This is a genomic window from Enterococcus gilvus ATCC BAA-350 (assembly GCF_000407545.1).
Lineage (GTDB): Bacteria > Bacillota > Bacilli > Lactobacillales > Enterococcaceae > Enterococcus_A > Enterococcus_A gilvus.
Genome location: NZ_ASWH01000001.1, coordinates 2,519,245 through 2,540,117 on the forward strand (window position 1 = coordinate 2,519,245; position 20,873 = coordinate 2,540,117).

Below are 20,873 nucleotides of genomic sequence, written 5' to 3' on the forward strand. Positions count from 1 at the left end.
ACAGCACCTCTGTCAAATCCTGTTTCGTTTTCTCTCCGTCTGTTCGTTTTCATAGCGTGCACTAATCAGAAGACACAAAAAAGCTGCACCAAAATAATGGCGCAGCTTTCGTATTAGTCATTTTTTAAAACGATTTTTCCTTTTGCATGATGCGTCGCACTTAATTCATGCGCATCTTTTACACCCGCTGCTGTTAAAGGATACGTGTGCCCAACGACACTCTTCACTTTTCCTTCAGCCATTAGATCAGCTATTTCTTGCAGCTGTTCTCCATCTGGCTTCAACCAGATGCTTTCTGCCACTGCGACCGTTTTTGCTAATTCTTCATCGGGTTGGCTCACGATCGAGATCAGACGACCGTTTTCCTTCAGTACGTTGAAGCTGTCCGCTTGAACATCGCCGCCCATTGTATCAAAGACCAAATCGATGTCTTCCAGTACTTCTGAAAAATCAGTAGTATGATAATCGATCGTTTGATCGGCCCCTAATTCCTTCAGCAGGGCATGATTTTTTTCACTCGCTGTAGTGATGACTGTTGCACCAGCATTCTTAGCTAACTGAATCGCGTAGATCCCGACACCGCCAGCACCTGCATGGATCAAGACCTTTTCCCCTGCTTTTAGTTTTCCGTGGGTGAAAAGTGCTTGATACGCCGTTAATCCTGCTAAAGGCACCGCTGCTGCATCTTCAAAAGAAACGGCAGCCGGTTTGTTTGCCAATAGATGATCGTCTACGATCGCATAATCGGCATATGTACCAAAGCGTGTTGTTTCTGGGCGCGCGAAAACTTCTTGACCTACGTGCCAGTCCTTCACTGCTGAACCGACTTCCGCGATTTCTCCGGCTACATCCCAGCCTAAAATAATCGGGAATTCCCAAGGCATCATTTGCGCCAAGTATCCTTCACGCAGCTTCCAGTCAATCGGATTGACTGATGTTGCTTTTACCTTTACCAATACTTGATGCTCGCCCAATTCAGGCAAAGTGACGGTGCTTTCTTTTAATTGGTCTGCATGACCATATTCTTCTATTACAATTGCACGTGTATCCATTCGTACATCCCTCCATATCGGTTCATTATAAATATCCTGTCAGAAAATCGGAAACGATTTGCTTAGTCGAACAAGTGCCCGTCTAAAAGATACGCTGATTGATACGTTTCAGCTAATTTTTTTAAGTAGGGCAATGCGTGGTCTTCTGTTTCGGTCATCTGCTCCAGCAAAAGAAAAAACTGTGCTCTTTCCTCTGGTGTGGCGGTCTTCTTGAAATAACCCCAGACGTGTTCATACGCATTTCTTTGTGCTTTCAAGTCAACAGGCATCTTTTTCACCCGTTCCAAATGCTGATAAAATTCTTCCGTCTTTTCCTCTGACCAGTGATTACCGGAAAAAAGCTGACGCAAGGCAAGGTACTCTTTTTGTGAACGCGCCATAACGAAATATTTCCACTGTGCCCATTCTTTTTGGATCTCCTGCATCTTTCTCACCTCTTCTTTAGCTTACCACCCACTGAGGCCCTTATTGAAGAAAAAGGCTTGGACCTTCCTTCACCGATCACGCCCACCAAAAAAAGACTGCAGACACCTGTGGGTCTACAGTCCGAAATCATTGAATTATAAATCAGCGATCGTGGTTCCTTCACCAAAGATGGCTTCCCAATCTCCTGTAAAATCAGTCACCGCTTGTGCGATAGACGGCATTGCGAAGGCTTGCTGGATAATATCCACTCCCATTGTCGCTGCCTGACTGCCATTTTCTAGAGCTGCGTTGACTTGCCCAACATTTTTGAAGCTGGCTGCTAAAATTTTTGTATCGCTATCTGTCCGGGCGATCTCTTCCGCCATTTCGACTATCGCTTCCCGAGGATCAATATTCAGATTTTCCATGCGATTGAAGTAAGGGGCGATGTAATCCGCACCGGCCGCAATTGCCAAGTAGGCTTGAAATTTCGTATAGATAGCCGTGGCGGTGACGTTGACTCCGCGCCGTTTCAGCTCTTTGATCGCCTTCAACCCAGGCTCATTTACAGGGACCTTGATGAAGACCTTTTGATCGATATTCGCTAAAATCGTTTCAGCATCCTTGATGATTCCCTCGTAATCTGTCGCGACGACCTGCACGTGCAGTGAACGATGATCCCCGATGATGCCCCGAATATCTTTCATATGCTGGAAGAAATCGATCTTCCCTTCTTTTTTGACGATCGAGGGATTCGACGTCACACCCGCAATTGGTAAAAAGTCGGCAAATTCTTTTATTGCAGCAAGATTGGCTGTATCTAGCATAAATTCCATGTTGAGAACGCTCCTTTGTTTTTTCTATAGGACAAGCATAGCATCTCGCTGACGATTTTTCTGCCTTCTCTCGACAAAAAAAGCGAAAAGCGTTCTACCACGCCCTTCGCTGAAAAATATTCCTTAATGATCGCACAAATGTGCACTTTTTTTAAAAAAACTACTTTCGTTGATTTAGTCGTAAAATTTCCTGAGCCGTCTCTTGATCGGTGATCAGCGTTTTAAGGGACCCTTTTTTCAGCAGCGGCACGATCGAGCGGGCCTTCGTGACCCCTCGGGCGATCCCGACAGACTGCGGCACATCAGCCAATGTCTCTAAGGAAATGCCGATGGTTCGCTGATTCAAGGAACCATTCAAAAGCTTCCCATCGCTATCATAAAACCGGCAGCAGCAATCCCCCACCGCTTCTCTTAATTTCAGCTCTTCAAAATCTTCAGCAGACAGCAAATCTCGCCATTGACTCTTTTGATAGCTCAGAGGACCGCCGACACCGACGATCACCAGATCCAGACGTTTCCAGTAGTCTCGCAACTCATGAAAGTATTTTGAATGAACGATCCCCTCCGCGAGTTCCTTGGTTTCTTGGATCACTGTCGCATTGACAAACAGACTGTGCCCGTTTAACTTTCGGGCCAATTCGTAGACAAGGGTATTCACATGGTAGCGTGAATTGATATGACTGGGGCCGCCCACCACTGGAACGACCGAGACATTGGACAGCTGCTTGGGATCAATGGCATTGACCGCTCTGCCGACACTAGCGCCCCAAGACAGACCGACCACCAGCTCATCCGTTAGCTGCCGGCGAATCCAAGCACCCGCGGCTTCCGCCAGTGCTTCCTCTTTGGCTTCTTCACTGGCATCGTTATCTGTCGGAACCAGCTCCACCGCAGTTAAGCCAAAGGTCTGCTTCAGTTGCTCCTCAAGCTCGAACAAGCTCGCGTCAAAATGGTTGATCTTGATCTCCACGATGCCTTCTGCTTTTGCCTGACTCAGCATGCGGCTGACGGTCGTCCGGTAGATCGCCAGCTCTTTAGCGATCTGTGCTTGTGTTAATTCTTGTTCATAATACATATAAGCAATTTTAGCTAATAATTTCTTTTTATCTTCTTTCATATCCATTCCTCCGTGAAAGCTCTTCTTTTATTCTACCAAAATATGATTTACTGTGTTCGGTAAAGCGTGTATCATTAATAATTAACAAAATAAACAGTATCAATTGGCTTTTAAGGAGGAAACTGAATGTCTGTTGAAACGGTAAAAGCGTATTTTTCTCATTATGGAATAGCTGATCGCATCCAAGAATTCCCAGTCTCCAGCGCAACCGTCGAGCTGGCGGCACAGGCGCTGGACTGCGCCCCTGAACGTATCGCCAAAACCTTGTCTTTTAAATTGAAAAAGGCAGGAGACAGTCTTCTGATCGTCACGGCTGGCGACGCGAAGATCGACAATGCAAAGTACAAGGCGATGTTCGGCGAACGGGCCTTGATGCTGAAGGCGGAAGAAGTAGAAGCAACGATCGGGCATCCTGTCGGCGGTGTTTGTCCTTTCGGGATCAATCCAGGCATCCGCGTGTATCTGGACGAATCCTTGAAGCGCTTCGACAGTGTCTATCCCGCATGCGGCAGTGCGAACAACGCCATTGAATTGACGATCCCAGATCTGGAAAACTACACACAGTTCACGCAATGGGTCGATGTCTGCAAAAATTGGGAATAAGAAAAAGGCGCGTGGCAAACAGCTTGTCACGCGCCTTTTTCTTCGGATACAGTTACTCTTTGCTTCCAGACGTTTTTTTAGATACACCCTTGTTCCAGCACTTGGCAATCCGTCAACACCGTTTCTAAAACTTTTTTCACCTCTGCTTGGTCAACGACCGCTTCCCCGCCAAACTGGTAGCCTACCACCAACGCCCGTGTCGTCTCCTCACGGATCATTCCTCGGGTCGCGTCTGCTGTCGGACTGCCAAAGGGGCCTTCTTCATCCGTCAGTACCAGTAAATTTTCGATATTCACGGATTTATTTCCGATCCCTGCATAGCGTGCCTCCGCGGGTCCTACTGTTAAGCAGATCGGCTCTGTGACCTTATCAAGATCGTACGAACCAAAGGGCACCTTCCATTTTAAAGAAAAATAATTGTTTACATCTACCAATCCGTTGATTTGATACAAGCCCTTTTGCTGAACGACTCGTCGCCACAAGCTGTCAGAGGACGGTCTGGAGCGGGCGGGGTCTTTTCCTAACTGTCGATAGACCTTCTTTGCAGCAATGATCTGCGGATCTTCCTTGATCGTATCCGTCGAATCCTCGGCTTCGATCGTCTGGATCAACGGCGTGAGCAATTCCTGCCACACCTGTTCATTATAGGCCTCGTTTTTAAATGTGATCACACTATAGGCCAGTGATACGCCCTGCGCCTGTACCTTCGAATCCATTGTCAGCTTCATACGTTTCCCTCCATAGTCGCTTTTCTTCTAGTTTAAACGATTTCATTGGAAAGCAAAAGCTTACTTATAATAGAGGGACTTCGTTATAATGGAGAGGTATAAAGAGGAGGAAGCAGAATGAAACTCACGTATCATGGTCACTCTGTCTTATCCATCGTTATGGAGGATGGACAAAAATTATTGTTTGATCCGTTTATCACAGGAAATTCATTGACCGACTTAGACGCAGAGGATGTAACAGCCGATTGGATCTTGGTTACCCACGGACACAGCGATCACATCGGCGACATGGTGCCGATCGCAAAGCGCAACGAGGCCACCATCATCAGTATCGTGGAGATCTGTACGTTTGCTGAAAAGAACGGGGTGAAAAAGACCCACGGAATGAATATTGGCGGGAAATTTGATTTTCCCTTTGGCCGCGTCAAGATGGTCCACGCCCAACATAGCTCAGGCTATGAGGTGGACGGTCAGACCCTCTACATGGGGGAACCCGCGGGATTTATTGTACAGGCAGAAGGAAAAACGATCTATCATGCCGGCGACACCTCGAATTTTGGCGACATGGCACTATTTGGTGACGCCTTTGATATCGACGTGGCCTTCTTGCCGATCGGCGATAATTTCACGATGGGCCCTCACGAAGCGGCGAGTGCAGCGAAACGATTGAAAGCCAAGCAAGTCGTACCGATCCACTACAATACATTCCCAGTCATCAAACAAGCCCCCGAAGCCTTCGTCAAGCTATTGCCGGAGAATGTCGGTAAAGTCATGGCAGTCGGTGAGACTCTCGAGCTTTAAGCGACGGGCTCCTAACGCGTATGGACGAGCGACGTCCATACGTTTTTTTGTTTTCGCAGCCAAAGATTCTGATACAATGAAAGAGACTACGAGAAGCCGAAAGGAGTTTTTATGTTAAATTTTGAAAGTGATTATCTAGAGGGTGCCCATGAACAGATCTTGCAGCGAATGATCGAGACGAACAATGAAAAATTAAGCGGGTATGGGCGGGACAAATACTCTGCCTCTGCGGTGGAGAAAATCCGACAGGCCTGTCTTTGCCCTGAAGCCGATGTCCAATTTATCGCTGGTGGAACGATGACCAATGCCTTAGTCATCGCCTCTTTACTGAAAAAAATTGAAGGCGTCATCGCGGCAGAGACCGGTCATATCACGACACATGAGACAGGCGCGATCGAATTTACAGGCCACAAGGTGCTGAGTCTTCCCCAGACTGACGGGAAAATATCCGCAGCGCAAATCCGCACCTTGCTTGAAAACTTTTGGAGAGATGACAATCGGGAATTCATGGTTTTCCCTGGCATGGTCTATCTCTCCCACCCAACCGAGTATGGCACGTTGTACTCAAAGGACGAATTGGCAGCTATCTCTGGGGTTTGCCGTGAATACAACATCCCGCTCTTTTTAGACGGCGCTCGTTTAGGCTACGGACTTGCTAGTCCGGCGTCTGATTTGACCTTGCCGCTGATCGCAGAATACTGCGACGTCTTCTATATCGGCGGAACCAAAGTCGGTGCTCTTTTAGGCGAGGCCATCGTCTTCACGAAAAATAATTTGCCGGAATACTTTGTCGCCCACATGAAACAGCAAGGTGCGCTGTTGGCCAAAGGACGCCTGCTGGGGCTGCAATTCGATACGCTCTTCACGGATCAATTGTATTTCAAGATCAGTGAACACGCGATCGCCATGGCGATGCTGCTGAAACAAGGATTGGCTGAAAAGCAGTACCGCTTCTACTTGGACTCTCCTACGAATCAACAATTCATCATTTTGGAAAACAAGCAAATGGAAGAGCTGAAGAAGTCTGTCGCTTTCAGTTTCTGGGAAGCCTACGACGACAGCCACACCGTGATTCGTTTCGCAACGAGCTGGGCGACCGAAGAAGCCGATGTCCGTGCGCTAGTAGCTTTACTATAAAAAAAGAAGCGTTTCGATCAACGATCGAGCCGCTTCTTTTTTATAAACCAATCAGCCGCAGTGTCAGACAAGCGACATAACATTCGTAGCTCTCGGAAAAGCGCATGACGTTATAGCCTAACGCTTCACTGATTTTTTTGATTCGGTATTTCACCGTATTCTTGTGGATAAACAATTGCTCACTGCACACTTGGAAGTCTGCTCCTGCATCCAGTAAAAAGCTGCACAGGGTCGTTAGCTGTTCTTTGCTGTCCATGATCGGACCAAGCACATTCAAGGTTTCTTCGATCTCAGCTTCGCCTGCCTGGATCAGCTTACTCGCATAAGCAACTTGCCGGATCTCACTGATTGAAAAGCTCTTTTTCCCGTGAAACAGCTTCGGCAGTTGCAGCCCCACTCGATTGACTAGCTGGTAGGTGGCACGAACATCTGCTGTATTCCGCAGTCGCGGGCACAAAACGATGCTGTCGATCATCTCTTGGTACGGGCTGTTCTCGACATACACGCCGCCCAATTCCAACTCAGAATCATTGTGGCAGTAATCTCCCAGCAGCACGATCAATTGATCGTCTATCAATTGGGCGACGCACGTTCCATAAAATTTAGATGCATAGGACAGGATGTCCTGCTTCAAGGCCTTCTCTTCCCTCAGATCATTCAGTTGCAGCAGCCACATCAATCCGATCCCCTTGACGTCGATCTTCAAATGATTCGCCAAGCGATACATTTTTTCGCTTTCATCATTCAAAATCGCCCGTATCAAGGCATATTCACTGATCTCTCCGTGTTTTTTCCCCCATAAGTTCATCGCGACCTGCAACAGCTCGACAGATTGACCGCACTCAAATTCTGTTAACAGCTCGTGCTCCTTCAACAAATAAAAACGCAGCAATCCATTTTCCTTGTGGTAGAGCTCCTTGTAAAAAATCGAGAATTCATCTTTTGAGACTTGATCGCCGTCCTCTAGGGCAACGCGCCTCACCAGCCGCTCCAGATCTGTTGAAGAGTTCCGCGGCCATTTGACCTGATGAATCCTTTCGTTATCAGGATTCATCAATAAAATGTTGATCCGCAAAAAATCAGAGAGCAGCTTCAGCGTTACTTCTACATTGCGCAGATGCTCTGGCAGCAGCGAGGCCTTTTCCAGCACTTCATTCACGATATTCTCGGTCGTTCGTTCCTTCAGTATCGCGGCTGTCGCCTCTACGATCACTTCACTGTAACGAATCTGGTTTTGATTTTTAGGCATTTGGATAATGACGAAGTCCAAGTCCTCCGCCCTGTTGATGACCTCAGAGGACAGTCTTGGGATCACGATCCCCACATAATAGAGAATGATCCCTAAGCCGCCCATTTTGTGCAGCTGTTGGATCGTCTCACATTGCTTCGCCACGTCGTCTTTGATGTTGAAAAAAGAAGTCAGGGCCAGCTCGCCTGAGTGGTACTCGTTGGTCTCAAATACTGGCAGGTAGTCGTCCATATCTGAAATATCTAAAAAAGACAGCGATGTGACTGTTTGGTTCAAACAATTTTGCCCACTCATTAATTGAGCATCGCGCAATGAAGGCAATCCTAGTAACTCTTTTAATTTTGCTCCCAAAACCTCTTCCTCCTTAAAATTTTCACATCAAATTTTATTTTTCTTCTAACCTTATCAGATTCACTTTTTCTTGTCTATCCATTTTTCTTCAAAAATAACCGATTTTCTCTATTTAAAAGCAAAAAAAGAGACGGGGTTTTCCCATCTCTGTTTACTCATTGATTATTTTACAGCTGAATCGGATTCGACGATTTTTCCAACGATGCCGTAGTCCTTTGCTTCTTCCGCAGAAAGCCAGAAATTACGATCGGTGTCCTTTTCGATCTTTTCCAATGTTTGGCCTGTCGCTTTGGCGATCAGTTTGTTTACGCGTTTGCGCATACGCAAGATCTCTTTGGCTTCGATTTGGATCTCTGTCGATTGCCCTTGGACGCCGCCTGCTGGCTGATGGATCATGTAGCGTGTATTCGGCAAGCTGTAGCGGTCTTTTTTATCCGCAGCCAAATAAATCGTGATTCCTGCACTGGCTACCCAGCCGGTCCCGATCATTTTTACTTTTGGTTTGATGAAACGGATCACATCATGAATCGTGTCGCCAGATTCTACATGTCCTCCTTGGCTGTTGATGAACATCGTGATGGGCTCATCATTGATCGCAGACAGATACAGCAACTGTTCTGTCACGGCTTTTGCCAAGTCTTGGGTGATCTCACCATAAATCAAAATCGTACGTTGCTTCAATAATTTTAACATCATCGGATTTTTTTCTTCCGATTTTTCCATTTCTTCTTCGGCTAAAAATTCATTCATTGAAACGCCCTCCTTTTCTTCTAGGTCCAGTATAGCCAATATGATCAGGATTGAACAGAAAGAGCCTTTGATCAGACAACTTCTATCCTAGAAACGAATCTGTGCTAAACTACTAAAAAAGCAGTTTTTACTCGCTTATTTCCCTCTTTTGTGGGATGATAGATCGTATTTTGCGAACAGAAAGGGGATCATCGTGACCTATCGAAACAAGCCGCCGTCATGGACTGCTCTGCTGAAATAATTTTATCTAAAGGAGAGCATGTTACATGATCGAGGAAAAGAAAAGCTTTATCTCATGGCCAGTGCTTGCCATGATGTCGTTTGTTACTGTCATCGGATTTGATGATATTATTTATAACTTTGCCAATCAAGGGCTGGGAGTCATCACCTCTTGGATTATTTTATTGCTATTATATGTCATTCCTTACTCATTGATGGTAGGTCAATTAGGATCGGTCTTCAATCATGAAGGCGGCGGGCTGACCTCGTGGGTACGGGGAACCAGCGGCGATCGTTTGGGATATTTCACGGCTTGGACGTATTGGGCAGCGTCGATCCCCTATGTCGTCGATACGGCCAATGCGGTCGTGGTCGGCTTTGGCTGGCTGGTCAACGGCAATGATTCCATGGAGGACAAAATGTCCAATTCCATGTTTGCGCTACTGACCTTCTGTGTCTTTTTAGCCTTTATTTTCTTGCAGCGCCACTTCAAAAAATCATTGGAAGTATTGAGTACATTAGGTGGTGGTGCGATGTTCATCATGGCGCTCTTGTTCGTCTTTATGACCTTTGCGTCTCTATTTATGCCGAACGGTCACATTGAAACACAGCCGATGAATCTAGGGGCACTCATCCCTAAATTTGATCTTCATTATTTGACGACGATCGGCCTACTGATCTATGCCATCAACGGCGCTGAGCTGGTGGCCCCCTTTGTCACACGCATGAAAAAGCCGCAAAAGGAATTTCCGAAGGCCATGATCATGCTGACGGTCATGACGATCTTCTTGACCGTCTTCGGGTCCTTCTCCTTGGGTGTTTTCTTCAATGCCCATCATTTACCGGGAAATCTGAAGATGAACGGTTCCTATTATGCGTTTCAGCGCTTGGGTGAATTCTTTCATTTAGGAAATACGCTGATGTACGTCTTTGCGGTGACACAAATCATTTATATGTGCGCCTTGCTGGCTGTCTTATTGGACGCCATGACTCGGATGCTCATCTCGGATACGGGAAAACAATTCATGCCGAAAAAACTGACGAAATTAAACGATGAAGGCCTGCCGATCAATGGCTACATTTTAACGACTGCCTTGAGTGCCTTCATTTTGTTATTAGGCGTCTTCTTGCCTGAGATGAATGACATCTTCAACTGGCTGTTGAATCTTAACGGGATCATCTCCCCAGGTGTGACTTGCTGGATCTTCTATGCCTTCATTCGGATTCGCTTAGACAGCCGCAAGTTCCAATCGGAGTATGTCTTCATTAAAAACGATCGAATGGCCGTCTTCGTCGGCGGCTGGTGCTTAGTGGTCACGATCATCGCCACCTTATTTGGTGTTTTGCCCCAGGATGCGCCTTACGGTTCACGCCTCTTTTGGCATGAACTGATCATCAACATTGTCGGGATCGCCGTGCTGATCGGTCTAGGCTTCATTATGCCTGCCTTGGCAAAACGGGAACGAGAAAAAGCGGTTTAATTAGATCCTTATTCGCTTCAAGACTGTGTCTCCAACGAAGACACAGTCTTTTTTTCTGCCTATTCAAAAAGAAGCGCGCTCGTGGTAAGATGATTTCTAAACATGCTTTCATATTTTTTTAATCGAAATCATAGAAATGGGTGAATACTATGTTGTTGGGGTCAATAGTGAATTGTCTCGCTATCATCGCAGGAAGTTTTTCGGGCATCGTCCTGCGAAATATCACTGAACAGACGAAAGATACTGTCACAAAGGGGATTTCCTTGGGCGTCGTCGCTTTGGCGATCCAAATGTCGATGCAAGCGAGTTCCTTTATCGTGATCATTATCAGTATTTGTCTCGGAGGAATGATCGGAGAATTTTTAAAAATCGAAGACTCCATGACTCGTTTAGGGTTATTTTTGGAAAATCGCTTTGCTCGCGGCAACAGTAATTTCGCGGAGGGCTTCGTTACTGCGACGTTGATCTACGTGATCGGATCGATGGGGATCATCGGGGCGATTGAGAGCGGTGTTACCGGCAGCCACCAGACCCTCTTCACAAAAGCGGTGATGGATGGCTTCATGTCGATCATGCTCACGGCTTCTTTGGGGATCGGCGTCCTATTCTCCGCTTTTCCCGTGCTGCTCTATCAAGGGGCGATCACGATTTTTGCCAGTGTGATCGTTCGCTACTTGCCGAAGGAATTATTAGACAGCTTGATGAACGAGATCAGCGCGATCGGCGGATTGATGATCCTAGCGATCGGCTTGAATGTCATGAAGCTGACAAAAATCCGTGTCTCTAATTATTTACCGGGAATTTTAGTCTTGATCGCTATCTTAGTAGTTCAATATTATTACTTTTAACAATAAACAGATGAGGGTCTCCGCCCTCACCTGTTTATTTTTTTGGCCAAATAATATTTTGTCGTTCCCATCATCGGTACATCTGCCAACTCTCCAAAGACCTCATAGCCGTGCTTCAAATAGAAGCCCAGTGCTTGATAGGCTTTGGTGGTCAGCGTGAGGGTCTTCACGTCTTCCTCCACCGCCCACGCTTCCATCGCTTGGATCAATTTTGACCCCATACCTGATTTCTGCTGGCCTTCTTCAACACCCAACAACGAAATATGCAGGGTGTCGTATTGCCGTTTCCCGACGATCCCGCCCGTCAGCCTGCCTGCCGCCCATGCACCAAAGGCGATTTCCTGCTCCTTGTCCTCTGGCAATCGATCGGCAAATACGCCTTCGTGCTGCTGCTCAAAAACTCGATCCAATAGCGGGAGCAAGGTGTCCCTGTCACTTTGTTTGATCTCCAATCTATTCACTCCCTTTTCAAATCGTCTTTCTATCAAAAGCTATTCTATCATTTTTCTGCAAAAAGACAAAAATGACATGAAAATGAGGAAGAAAAAAATTCGTCATTAGAATTCTATAAAATCAGCTATTTTTAAGTGATCTTTCTTTATACTTAATAACATAGATGAAAGCGCTTTACATATTGTATTGTTAATTGTTACTTTTTATGGGAAGGGAAGAAAAATAATGGCTGATAAGAAAATTCGATGGTTCACTGTTTCCATGATCGCTTTCAGTATGGTTTGGGGCTTTGGGAATGTGGTCAATAATTACGCGCAGCAGGGCATCTCTGTCGTGGTTTCTTGGATATTGATCATGCTGCTCTATTTTGTTCCGTACGCCTTGATCGTTGGACAATTGGGCTCTACCTTTAAAACCAGCTCCGGCGGGGTCAGCTCCTGGGTCAAGGAAACCACCGGCAAACGGAAGGTGGCCTATTATGCTGCCTGGACCTATTGGGTCGTGCATATCACCTATTTGGCTCAAAAGCCGCAATCGGTACTGATCGCTCTTGGCTGGGTCTTCAAACGAAATGGGGATGTTGCCACGAATATGAGTGTGCAAGTCGTCGCCATTATTTCATTGATCATTTTTCTGATCTTCCTCTTTCTTTCTACCAAAGGCTTGACGACGCTGAAGGTCATTGGAAGTGTCGCCGGCTCCGGGATGCTGATCATGTCTATTTTGTTCATCCTGTTGGCGATGGTCGTTCCTTTTATCGATCCGGCGTTCAAAGTCGCCACGCCAAATATGGGGGATGTTCAGACCTACATCCCAAACTTCAACTTGAATTATTTCGCGACGATCTCCATGCTGGTCTTCGCGGTCGGCGGTGCGGAAAAGATCTCGCCGTATGTCAATTCCATTGACCGTCCGACAAAAAACTTTCCAAAAGCGATGATTTTTATGGCCACTATGATCGGCCTGAGTGCTGTCCTTGGCTCCGTCGCGATGGGGATGCTTTTTGACAGCAACAACATTCCAGATGATTTGATGGCCAATGGTGCTTACAGCGCCTTCCAAATTTTAGGAAATCATCTAGGCGTCGGCAATCTTCTGATGATCATTTATGGCTTGGCTCAAACCGCGGTGCAATCCTCCGCCTTGGCCTTCTCGATCGACGCGCCGTTGAAGATCCTCCTTTCAGATGCTGACCCTGAGTATGTTCCACAATGGCTTCGCAAACGCAATCAGAAAGGAACGTTGGTCAACGGCTACTTGCTGACGGGGATTCTGGTGAGCATCATCATTATCCTACCGATCTTCGGGATCAAGAGTATGAGTATCTTGGTACAGTGGTTGACCAATCTCAATTCCATCGTGATGCCGATGCGTTACATCTGGGTCTTCTTCGCCTACATGATGCTGAACGCGCAATACAAAAAATTTCATTCGGAATACAAATTTATCAAAAATCCGAAGCTTGGTTTCGCCGTTGGTTTCTGGTGCTTTGGCTTTACCATCCTCGCCTGTATCTTAGGGATGCTGCCGAAAGTCGATTATGCAGCCGATCCTAGTTCTTGGATGTTCCAGCTCGTCTCCAATATCGTGACACCGATCGTCTTGATCCTGCTAGGGATGATCTTACCAATGATCGCCAAACGCGAGCAACAGAAAGTGTTGTAAATCTGCACGCCTGACATCTCCGCCGTTTTCTGCTGAAGAAGCGGCTGGAGATGTTTTTGGTTCGTTCAAATGTTCATTCATTTTTTAACAGTGTATACTGGATACAATCGTTTCTTAGAAAGAAGGTTCTTATGTCTGATTATTTAAACGAGCTCGAAGTATTTTGGGATGAATTTGCCGAAGAGTATGAAGTAATTCAACAAGAATCCATATTTCCGATCGCCGAAGAGCTGCGGGATTTTTTACTAGAGGAAAACATCCTTCCCTGCCAGAGCTTTTTGGATCTTGCTGGTGGATCAGGTCGTTATCTGCCTTCCCTGCAAAAATACGCGGCGCACTATGACCTCGTAGACCTTTCTAGGGAAATGCTGAAGATCGCCAAGGCAAAAGCCGACGCGAACGTTCGCTTGATCAAGCAAACGCAAGAGGCTTTTCTCGCGACCAATAAACAGCGTTACGACGTGGCCTTTTCTGCCATGAATCCAGCACTGCAAACAAAGGAAGAGCTGCTCGCCTTTTGCCAACTCAGCCGAGGCTGGTGTTTGCTATTGCGAGTAGTAAAGGACGAGGACCTGCTTTTCTCACCTTATGAGGAGTCGAATCCAGACCTGTTGTTAAACGAACGCTATAAGGACTTTTTGTCCGCGCGCAACCTTTCCTACCGAACAAAACGCTTTTCCTATACTAGTCGCGAAACCGTCAGCCGTGAATTTTTCCAAGACTATTTTGCGGATGATTTCTCTACAGAAGCCTTGGCGGAAATCACGCAAAAGACCTTTGGCGACGAGAACGAACGTGTAAATCAGCAATTCTTGGATTTTGAATTGATTTATTTTCAGGTACCAAAGGCTTATAATGAGAACGGATTTTAACTTTTGAGGAGGACCATTGATGGAAGAAAAAACATTTCAACGAATCAAAGAATTAACCGAGCTGCAGGGAACCAGCGGCTTTGAGGAAGATATTCGCAGTTACATGCGTGACGCTATCACACCCTTGGTGGATGATGTGCAGCAAGATGGTTTGGGCGGTATTTTCGGTCTGCGCCAAGCGGATGAAAGCAAACCACGTGTAATGGTGGCAGCGCATATGGACGAAGTCGGCTTCATGCTGACAGAGATCACGCCTCGGGGATTATTTAAAGTCGTGCCATTAGGCGGCTGGAATCCTTATGTGGTTTCTGCTCAACGCTTTACCTTAAAAACTGCTAAAGGCAATTATCCATGTATCTCTTCTTCTGTGCCGCCGCATTTATTACGGGGAACCAGCGGACAAGGTCAAGTCAAAGTCGAAGATATTTTATTTGATGCCGGCTTTGAATCAAAAGACGAAGCCTTGGCTTACGGTGTTTTGCCAGGCGATACGATCGTTCCGCAAACCGAAACAGTCAAGACTGCAAATGGCAAAAATATTATCAGTAAAGCTTGGGACAACCGTTATGGCTGTACTGTTGTGCTGGAAGCTTTGGAAGCTCTACAAAAAGAAACATTGGATTATACCTTGATCGCTGGCGCCAACGTCCAAGAAGAAGTTGGCTTGCGCGGGGCAAAACCTGCTGTGACAAAATTCCAACCCGATCTATTCTTCGCGGTGGACTGCTCTGCGGCGGATGATTTAGTGACATCCAATGGCACCTTCGGACATTTAGGGGAAGGCACGCTCTTGCGTATCCAAGATCCCGGCATGATCCTGCTGCCACGCTTACGGGAATATTTATTGGATACCGCCGAAACTCACAACATCCCTTACCAATACTTTGTTTCTAAAGGCGGAACTGATGCCGGTGCTGCGCATACTGCGAATGAAGGCATTCCAAGTACCGTGATCGGTGTTTGCGGACGCTATATCCATACCCACCAAACAATGTTCAGCATCGCTGATTTTGATGCCGCTCGAGAAATGCTGATCCACGTTTTAAAAGGCTTGGACGAAAGCACGATCAAAACGATCGTCGCTGGCAACTAACCGCTTAATAAAAAATAAATATCTATGGAAAAGTGCCTACACCAAGGCCAGCCTCTGCTTCGCTCCATGCGCGATCCAGACAAGACAGCATAAATCTTGCAATTGAAATTGATTTCCGTTAGGATTTAAACATATTAATAACTCCTTAGGGGAGTAACCGGCAACGTTGTTGTTGTGATATCAACAGTAAGTTAACCAGCGATGGTTTTCTGGTATCGTATGAAATGGTGAGACCTAAGACAAGTTTAAACACTTGCCTTGGGTCTCTTTTTTTGCGAGTTCCACTTCGTACTTCAGTACGTTAGTGGAATCGTATGCGCAGCGAAGATAGATTCATTTTTCACGGTTCTAGAAAAAGGATCCCCTTAGTCAGAGCTAGCTGTCAGTTTTTCTTCACGCTTTGTCAGTTCTACTTCCTGCTTCAGCAGGTTAGTAGAATGATATATCTTCGAAAGTCCCGATAAATTCTTTTAAGAATTTATCAACATAATTTTAGAGAAGATTCGCGTGATTAGAAAAATGATAGGCGTACGAAAATAAGGTCATTTTTTCGCTCTTTGAAAAAATGAATTCTTAGCCCTGAGAGCTAGCTGTGAGTTCCACTTCGTACTTCAGTACGTTAGTGGAATCGTATGCGCAGCGAAGATAGATTCATTTTTCACGGTTCTAGAAAAAGGATGAGCTAGCCGCTATTAAGTGGATTAACCCTACGCACCTATTACTTATCAACTGCCAAATACACCTAATCAAGGCAAATAAAAATTATTGGAGGACCTACATTGACAAAACACGCGTATCAACAAGAAACAGAGGAACTGCTGACGGATTTCCACTCGTCGACCGAGGGATTGAGCCCAGCCGAAGCACAACAGCGGCTGCAAGAAAACGGCCCTAACCAGTTAAAAGAAGCAAAGAAAAAATCATCTCTAACACTCTTTTTAGAAACCTTTAAGGACGCCATGGTGATCGTCTTGCTGATCGTAGCAGTCGTTCAAATGATCATGGGCGCCCATGTGGAATCCATCGTGATCTTCGCCGTCCTGCTGCTGAACTCGTTCGTAAGTGTCATCCAGACGAAGAAGGCGGAGGGCTCATTGGACGCGTTGAAAAAACTTTCTGCGCCAGATGCCAGCGTTCTTCGCGGCGGACAGGAACAGAGCATCCCAGCAAAAGACATCGTCACCGGCGATATCGTGATCTTAGAAGCTGGCGACTATGTGCCGGCGGATGGGCGTTTGCTGGAAGAGGGTTCCTTGAAAGTAGATGAAGGAATGTTGACGGGAGAATCGACACCGGCTGAAAAGGAGCTTACGCTGTTAACCAGCGATGTTCCTATTGGTGATCGGATCAATATGGTCTTCAGCGGCACGATCGTTACTTACGGTCGAGGAAAGTTCCTAGTCACCGCGACTGGCGGCGACACGGAGATCGGTCAAGTAGCGGGCCTATTGGAATCCACGACCGAACAAAAAACACCCCTTCAGCGTGGGTTGGATCGCTTCAGTAAAAAATTAAGTCTCGCGATTTTGGTTCTATCCGTAGTGATCTTAGGCGTTCAGCTAATGCGGGTTTTCCTAGATGGTTCAACGGATATGACGCAAGACATCGTCAATGCCTTTATGTTCGCGGTTGCCGTCGCGGTTGCCGCCATTCCAGAAGCCCTGCAGTCGATCGTCACGATCGTTCTTTCTCTAGGAACGAAAAAAATGGCGAAGCAGCACGCCATCATTCGGAAGCTACCTGCTGTGGAAACTTTGGGATCGACCAGTATTATTTGTACCGACAAAACAGGTACCCTGACCCAAAACAAAATGACGGTCGTGGACCATTTCTTGGCTGATGGACAAAGCGGCGAGTTTTCGAAGGATCCAAAACAATGGGAAGCGGATGAACAGCGGCTGATCGAGATCAGCGTACTGGCAAACGATGCGACCATCAGTGAAGACGGCACAAAATTAGGCGACCCGACTGAGATTGCTTTGATTGATTACAGTGAAAAACAAAACCAATCTTATCGGGAACTGCGGAAAAAATACCCACGAGAAGCCGAGCTGCCATTTGATTCTGACCGCAAGCTGATGTCGACGCTCCACACCATTGACCAGAAAAAAACCATGGTCACAAAAGGTGGACCAGACATCGTCTTCGAACGCAGTTCAAAGGTTCTGCTAGATGGACAAGTCGTGGCTTTCACACCAGAGGTCAAAGCTCGTTTCCAAAAACAAAACGAAGCCTTTTCTGAACGGGCACTGCGTGTTTTAGCCTTTGCCTATAAAGAACTTGCAACAGACGACCTGTCATTAGAGGACGAAGAAGAGCTTGTCCTCGTCGGCTTATTAGCAATGATCGATCCTCCGCGGGAAGAAGTCTTCCAAGCAGTAGCAGACGCAAACTCTGCGGGTATCCAAACGGTCATGATCACCGGCGACCACAAGACGACTGCTGTGGCGATCGCCAAGGAAATCGGGATCTTCCAGCAAGGCGATCTTGCGCTGACTGGTGCCGAATTGGATCAGTTATCTGAAGCCGAACTAACAGAACGCTTGGAACAAGTCACCGTTTACGCCCGCGTCTCCCCCGAAAATAAAATTCGGATCGTACGCGCGTGGCAAGACAAAGGAAAAATTTCTGCTATGACCGGTGACGGGGTCAATGATGCCCCCGCTCTGAAGCAGGCGGATATTGGGATCGCGATGGGAACCGGGACCGATGTCGCCAAAGACGCCGCGGCCATGGTCTTGACCGACGACAACTTCGCTTCCATCATCAAAGCCGTCGAAGTAGGACGGAATGTGTTTGATAATATCAAAAAAGCCGTTGCTTACTTGTTTGCCGGAAACTTGGGTGCCATCATCGCCATCATCTTTGCGCTGGTGATTGGTTGGGCGAACCCCTTCACGGCTCTGCAATTGCTCTTTATCAACCTTGTGAACGACTCACTGCCTGCGATCGCTTTAGGCATGGAAAAAGCCGAGCCGACCATCATGAAACGTCAGCCACGAGATCCAGACAGCGGTATCTTTACCGGCAAGACCCTGATCTCCGTTACCTACCGTGGAATTTTGATCGCTCTAGCAGTGATCATCGCGCAATGGTTAGGAAATCAACAGTCTCCTGAAATGGGTGTCGCAATGGCCTTCTCGACATTGATTCTCAGCCGTACGCTGCAAACCTTTGCGGCTCGGTCGAATACACAAACGGCCTTTCAAGTTGGATTTCTCTCAAACAAGATGGTCTTACTTGCCATCGTCGTCTGTGCCGCATTGTTCAGTCTGACCTTATTGCCTGGTCTGCGTGAAGTCTTTGCGATCCCTACAGCCTTTGCGCTAAAGGAAATCGGAATTGCCTTAGCGCTAGCCGCTTCTGCGGTCCTCTTGATGGAAATCACGAAATTGATTCTAGTGAAGGTACAAGAACCAAAAGGCGAAGCACAGGTGCATAAGCAGTAAATAGCAATAAAGAGTGCATACGGTGAAAATAATAAATAGGTTACGATAAAATAGAGGGGACGTATCAGCGCTTGCTGGTACGTCCCCTCTTGTTTTAATGTTTATTATTTACGAAATCGCTTAACGTAATCACGCAATTCATAATACTTATCGACAATTTGATCCCCCATTTGTTCATAAAGACTCATATAAAGGACATCAATCACCGCTAATTGCGAGATCCGGGTCGCCATATTCGCTACACGAAAATATTCTTCAAGTACGGGTGTGTATAATGACGCATCTGCCATTTTAGATAAAGAAGACTTTTGTAAAGTCGTAATCGCGACGGCATACGCGCCTCGTTCTTTTGCTATTTTGGTTAATTCAAGCACTTCTTTTGTCTCACCCGTGGTGGAAATAGCTATGAAAATATCTCCTTTAGTCATATTTAAAATAAGTGACAACATATAGTGAAAATCGCGATTAAAAAAAGTGTTGATTCCAAGCTTTGTAAATTTATGTGTCAAGTCTTCAGCTACCATCGAGGAAGCGCCCGCTCCGTAAGTAACGACTCGTTCACTTAACTGAATTTTTTCTACAAGAAGCTCTACTTGTTTCAAATCTAACGTATTGACCAATTGCTCTACAGCCAATCTATCCAATTCCAACGTATTAAAAAATATATCTTGAACAGATAACTCCCCTACGTGTTCTTTTCGAACAATGTTGAATTTATCTGATTTTTCACTTAAAGTGAGTTCTTGATTCAATTCTAATTTGAAATCGCGAAAACCTTTGATTCCTAGCTGCTTACAAAAACGAACAACGCTCGCTTCGCTGGCTTTAGCCGCCAAAGCATACTCCTTGATATTCATACGAGAGATTTTTTTTAAATTATCAAGTGTATAGTCTGCAATCTTTCTTTCAGTTTCCGTAAAATTGTCTTGTGACTTTAATTGTTGAATCAAGCTCACTGGTAGTTCCTCCTAATGTATATTAACCCTTCGCTTTCCTTATGAGTGTAGCAAATTTACATCTGTACAAAGCAGCCTTTTCAAATCAACTCTGCCTCTAAACCGATGTTGTCTGATGAAAAACGCTCAACCCTTCAACAAAACGCTCTGTAATTATTTCTGGTCTTGTGATAGCCGTTCCTACAACTACAGAATACGCTCCATGTTCATAAGCAGCAATCAATTCATTTATTGTTGCAATATGTCCCTCTGCAACAATAGGCACCTTCAGCTCTTTTTTCATTTCACTGATCAAATTTGGATTAAACTCATTTTCTGTCTTCGTTTCCTCAGTATACCCCGCTAAAGTAGTAGAAACAATATCTGCACCACACATTTCAGCGTACTTTCCGTTTTCGAGAGTATCACAATCAGCCATGATCAATACCTCGGGATACGATTCATGTATTCTTGCACAGATCTCATCTAGCTTCTCACCGTTAGGCCGCGTCCTTTTTGTTCCATCTATTGCAATGATTGATGCCCCAGCCTCTGCAACAGCCGCAGCACTTTCAAAAGTCGGTGTAATATAAACCTCATAGCCTTCGTACCATTGTTTATAAATACCCATGATTGGTAAGTCAATAACTTTCTTGATAGCCCTAATATTTTCTGGTTCAGTTGCACGAATTGCCACCGCACCGCCTTGTTCGGCAGCTTTAGCAAAAGCAGCCATAATATCTTCGCCATACATTGGCCAACCTTTTCTAGCTTGACATGAAACTACTAAACCGCCCTTGATCGATGCCAATACTTCTGATTTTCTCAA

Annotated in this window: 19 protein-coding genes; 9 read left to right on the top strand and 10 right to left on the bottom strand. The window is 46.0% G+C overall.

Annotated features, from left to right (window positions below):
* Nucleotides 1-113: 113 nt before the first annotated feature.
* The 4 genes from I592_RS12550 to I592_RS12565 form a co-directional block, all read right to left on the bottom strand.
* The gene (locus I592_RS12550; protein ID WP_010779828.1) at nucleotides 114-1,052 is read right to left on the bottom strand and encodes an NADP-dependent oxidoreductase; all 939 of its coding nucleotides are present in this window, start codon (nucleotides 1,050-1,052) and stop codon (nucleotides 114-116) included.
* A 62-nt stretch (nucleotides 1,053-1,114) separates the two neighbouring features.
* On the bottom strand, nucleotides 1,115-1,477 hold the full coding sequence (locus I592_RS12555) for a YbgA family protein (RefSeq protein ID WP_010779827.1): 363 nt from the start codon (nucleotides 1,475-1,477) through the stop codon (nucleotides 1,115-1,117).
* A 135-nt stretch (nucleotides 1,478-1,612) separates the two neighbouring features.
* On the bottom strand, nucleotides 1,613-2,293 hold the full coding sequence (locus I592_RS12560) for a fructose-6-phosphate aldolase (RefSeq protein ID WP_010779826.1): 681 nt from the start codon (nucleotides 2,291-2,293) through the stop codon (nucleotides 1,613-1,615).
* A gap of 160 nt (nucleotides 2,294-2,453) precedes the next feature.
* Nucleotides 2,454-3,410 (bottom strand): sugar-binding transcriptional regulator, encoded by a 957-nt coding sequence (locus tag I592_RS12565; protein ID WP_010779825.1) that lies wholly within the window; start codon nucleotides 3,408-3,410, stop codon nucleotides 2,454-2,456.
* A 126-nt stretch (nucleotides 3,411-3,536) separates the two neighbouring features.
* Here I592_RS12565 and I592_RS12570 point away from each other — a divergent pair, with 126 nt between their 5' ends.
* Nucleotides 3,537-4,013, top strand: a complete 477-nt coding sequence (locus I592_RS12570; RefSeq protein ID WP_010779824.1) for a YbaK/EbsC family protein — start codon at nucleotides 3,537-3,539, stop codon at nucleotides 4,011-4,013.
* Between the two features lie 77 nt (nucleotides 4,014-4,090).
* Here I592_RS12570 and I592_RS12575 read toward each other — a convergent pair whose 3' ends face one another.
* The gene (locus tag I592_RS12575) at nucleotides 4,091-4,741 is read right to left on the bottom strand and encodes a B3/B4 domain-containing protein (RefSeq protein WP_010779823.1); all 651 of its coding nucleotides are present in this window, start codon (nucleotides 4,739-4,741) and stop codon (nucleotides 4,091-4,093) included.
* A gap of 117 nt (nucleotides 4,742-4,858) precedes the next feature.
* Between I592_RS12575 and I592_RS12580 the strand changes: the two genes are divergently transcribed.
* Both I592_RS12580 and I592_RS12585 read left to right on the top strand, forming a co-directional pair.
* Entirely contained in the window at nucleotides 4,859-5,542 is a 684-nt protein-coding gene (locus I592_RS12580; RefSeq protein ID WP_010779822.1) for a metal-dependent hydrolase, read from the top strand.
* A 111-nt stretch (nucleotides 5,543-5,653) separates the two neighbouring features.
* Nucleotides 5,654-6,679, top strand: a complete 1,026-nt coding sequence (locus I592_RS12585) for a threonine aldolase family protein (protein WP_010779821.1) — start codon at nucleotides 5,654-5,656, stop codon at nucleotides 6,677-6,679.
* Between the two features lie 40 nt (nucleotides 6,680-6,719).
* Here the strand turns inward: I592_RS12585 and I592_RS12590 are convergent, their stop codons facing one another.
* Both I592_RS12590 and I592_RS12595 read right to left on the bottom strand, forming a co-directional pair.
* Nucleotides 6,720-8,279 (bottom strand): PucR family transcriptional regulator, encoded by a 1,560-nt coding sequence (locus I592_RS12590; protein ID WP_010779820.1) that lies wholly within the window; start codon nucleotides 8,277-8,279, stop codon nucleotides 6,720-6,722.
* 162 nt (nucleotides 8,280-8,441) lie between these two features.
* Nucleotides 8,442-9,029 (bottom strand): ATP-dependent Clp protease proteolytic subunit, encoded by a 588-nt coding sequence (locus I592_RS12595; protein WP_010779819.1) that lies wholly within the window; start codon nucleotides 9,027-9,029, stop codon nucleotides 8,442-8,444.
* A 266-nt stretch (nucleotides 9,030-9,295) separates the two neighbouring features.
* On the opposite strand from I592_RS12595, the gene I592_RS12600 reads away from it, so the two are divergent.
* Both I592_RS12600 and I592_RS12605 read left to right on the top strand, forming a co-directional pair.
* Nucleotides 9,296-10,729, top strand: coding sequence for an amino acid permease (locus tag I592_RS12600; RefSeq protein ID WP_010779818.1), 1,434 nt, complete (start codon nucleotides 9,296-9,298; stop codon nucleotides 10,727-10,729).
* Nucleotides 10,730-10,878: 149 nt separating this feature from the next.
* Nucleotides 10,879-11,577 (top strand): DUF554 domain-containing protein, encoded by a 699-nt coding sequence (locus tag I592_RS12605; protein ID WP_010779817.1) that lies wholly within the window; start codon nucleotides 10,879-10,881, stop codon nucleotides 11,575-11,577.
* 26 nt (nucleotides 11,578-11,603) lie between these two features.
* On the opposite strand, the gene I592_RS12610 is transcribed toward I592_RS12605, so the two are convergent.
* Entirely contained in the window at nucleotides 11,604-12,029 is a 426-nt protein-coding gene (locus I592_RS12610) for a GNAT family N-acetyltransferase (protein ID WP_010779816.1), read from the bottom strand.
* A 226-nt stretch (nucleotides 12,030-12,255) separates the two neighbouring features.
* Between I592_RS12610 and I592_RS12615 the strand changes: the two genes are divergently transcribed.
* From I592_RS12615 to I592_RS12630, 4 genes are all read left to right on the top strand, one after another.
* A complete protein-coding gene (locus I592_RS12615) occupies nucleotides 12,256-13,695 on the top strand; it encodes an amino acid permease (RefSeq protein ID WP_010779815.1) in 1,440 nt (479 codons plus the stop codon).
* A 131-nt stretch (nucleotides 13,696-13,826) separates the two neighbouring features.
* Entirely contained in the window at nucleotides 13,827-14,567 is a 741-nt protein-coding gene (locus tag I592_RS12620; RefSeq protein ID WP_010779814.1) for a class I SAM-dependent methyltransferase, read from the top strand.
* A gap of 19 nt (nucleotides 14,568-14,586) precedes the next feature.
* Nucleotides 14,587-15,660: a glutamyl aminopeptidase gene (gene pepA, locus I592_RS12625; RefSeq protein ID WP_010779813.1), complete on the top strand. Its 1,074-nt coding sequence runs from the start codon at nucleotides 14,587-14,589 to the stop codon at nucleotides 15,658-15,660.
* 779 nt (nucleotides 15,661-16,439) lie between these two features.
* Complete coding sequence (locus tag I592_RS12630; protein WP_010779812.1) at nucleotides 16,440-19,109, top strand: cation-translocating P-type ATPase; 2,670 nt, start codon at nucleotides 16,440-16,442, stop codon at nucleotides 19,107-19,109.
* Between the two features lie 104 nt (nucleotides 19,110-19,213).
* Here the strand turns inward: I592_RS12630 and I592_RS12635 are convergent, their stop codons facing one another.
* Together I592_RS12635 and I592_RS12640 are read right to left on the bottom strand one after the other, a co-directional pair.
* Nucleotides 19,214-20,065 (bottom strand): MurR/RpiR family transcriptional regulator, encoded by an 852-nt coding sequence (locus tag I592_RS12635; RefSeq protein ID WP_010779811.1) that lies wholly within the window; start codon nucleotides 20,063-20,065, stop codon nucleotides 19,214-19,216.
* Between the two features lie 97 nt (nucleotides 20,066-20,162).
* A complete protein-coding gene (locus I592_RS12640) occupies nucleotides 20,163-20,873 on the bottom strand; it encodes an N-acetylmannosamine-6-phosphate 2-epimerase (RefSeq protein WP_211272730.1) in 711 nt (236 codons plus the stop codon).

Bases quoted from the DNA above. Each gene is read 5' to 3' on its own strand.
- I592_RS12600 (WP_010779818.1), top strand. From the start codon at position 9,296: ATGATCGAGGAAAAGAAAAGCTTTATCTCATGGCCAGTGCTTGCCATG.
- I592_RS12555 (WP_010779827.1), bottom strand. From the start codon at position 1,477: ATGCAGGAGATCCAAAAAGAATGGGCACAGTGGAAATATTTCGTTATG.
- I592_RS12560 (WP_010779826.1), bottom strand. From the start codon at position 2,293: ATGGAATTTATGCTAGATACAGCCAATCTTGCTGCAATAAAAGAATTT.
- I592_RS12605 (WP_010779817.1), top strand. From the start codon at position 10,879: ATGTTGTTGGGGTCAATAGTGAATTGTCTCGCTATCATCGCAGGAAGT.
- I592_RS12620 (WP_010779814.1), top strand. From the start codon at position 13,827: ATGTCTGATTATTTAAACGAGCTCGAAGTATTTTGGGATGAATTTGCC.
- I592_RS12615 (WP_010779815.1), top strand. From the start codon at position 12,256: ATGGCTGATAAGAAAATTCGATGGTTCACTGTTTCCATGATCGCTTTC.
- I592_RS12550 (WP_010779828.1), bottom strand. From the start codon at position 1,052: ATGGATACACGTGCAATTGTAATAGAAGAATATGGTCATGCAGACCAA.
- I592_RS12575 (WP_010779823.1), bottom strand. From the start codon at position 4,741: ATGAAGCTGACAATGGATTCGAAGGTACAGGCGCAGGGCGTATCACTG.
- I592_RS12570 (WP_010779824.1), top strand. From the start codon at position 3,537: ATGTCTGTTGAAACGGTAAAAGCGTATTTTTCTCATTATGGAATAGCT.
- I592_RS12585 (WP_010779821.1), top strand. From the start codon at position 5,654: ATGTTAAATTTTGAAAGTGATTATCTAGAGGGTGCCCATGAACAGATC.
- I592_RS12580 (WP_010779822.1), top strand. From the start codon at position 4,859: ATGAAACTCACGTATCATGGTCACTCTGTCTTATCCATCGTTATGGAG.
- I592_RS12565 (WP_010779825.1), bottom strand. From the start codon at position 3,410: ATGAAAGAAGATAAAAAGAAATTATTAGCTAAAATTGCTTATATGTAT.
- pepA (WP_010779813.1), top strand. From the start codon at position 14,587: ATGGAAGAAAAAACATTTCAACGAATCAAAGAATTAACCGAGCTGCAG.
- I592_RS12595 (WP_010779819.1), bottom strand. From the start codon at position 9,029: ATGAATGAATTTTTAGCCGAAGAAGAAATGGAAAAATCGGAAGAAAAA.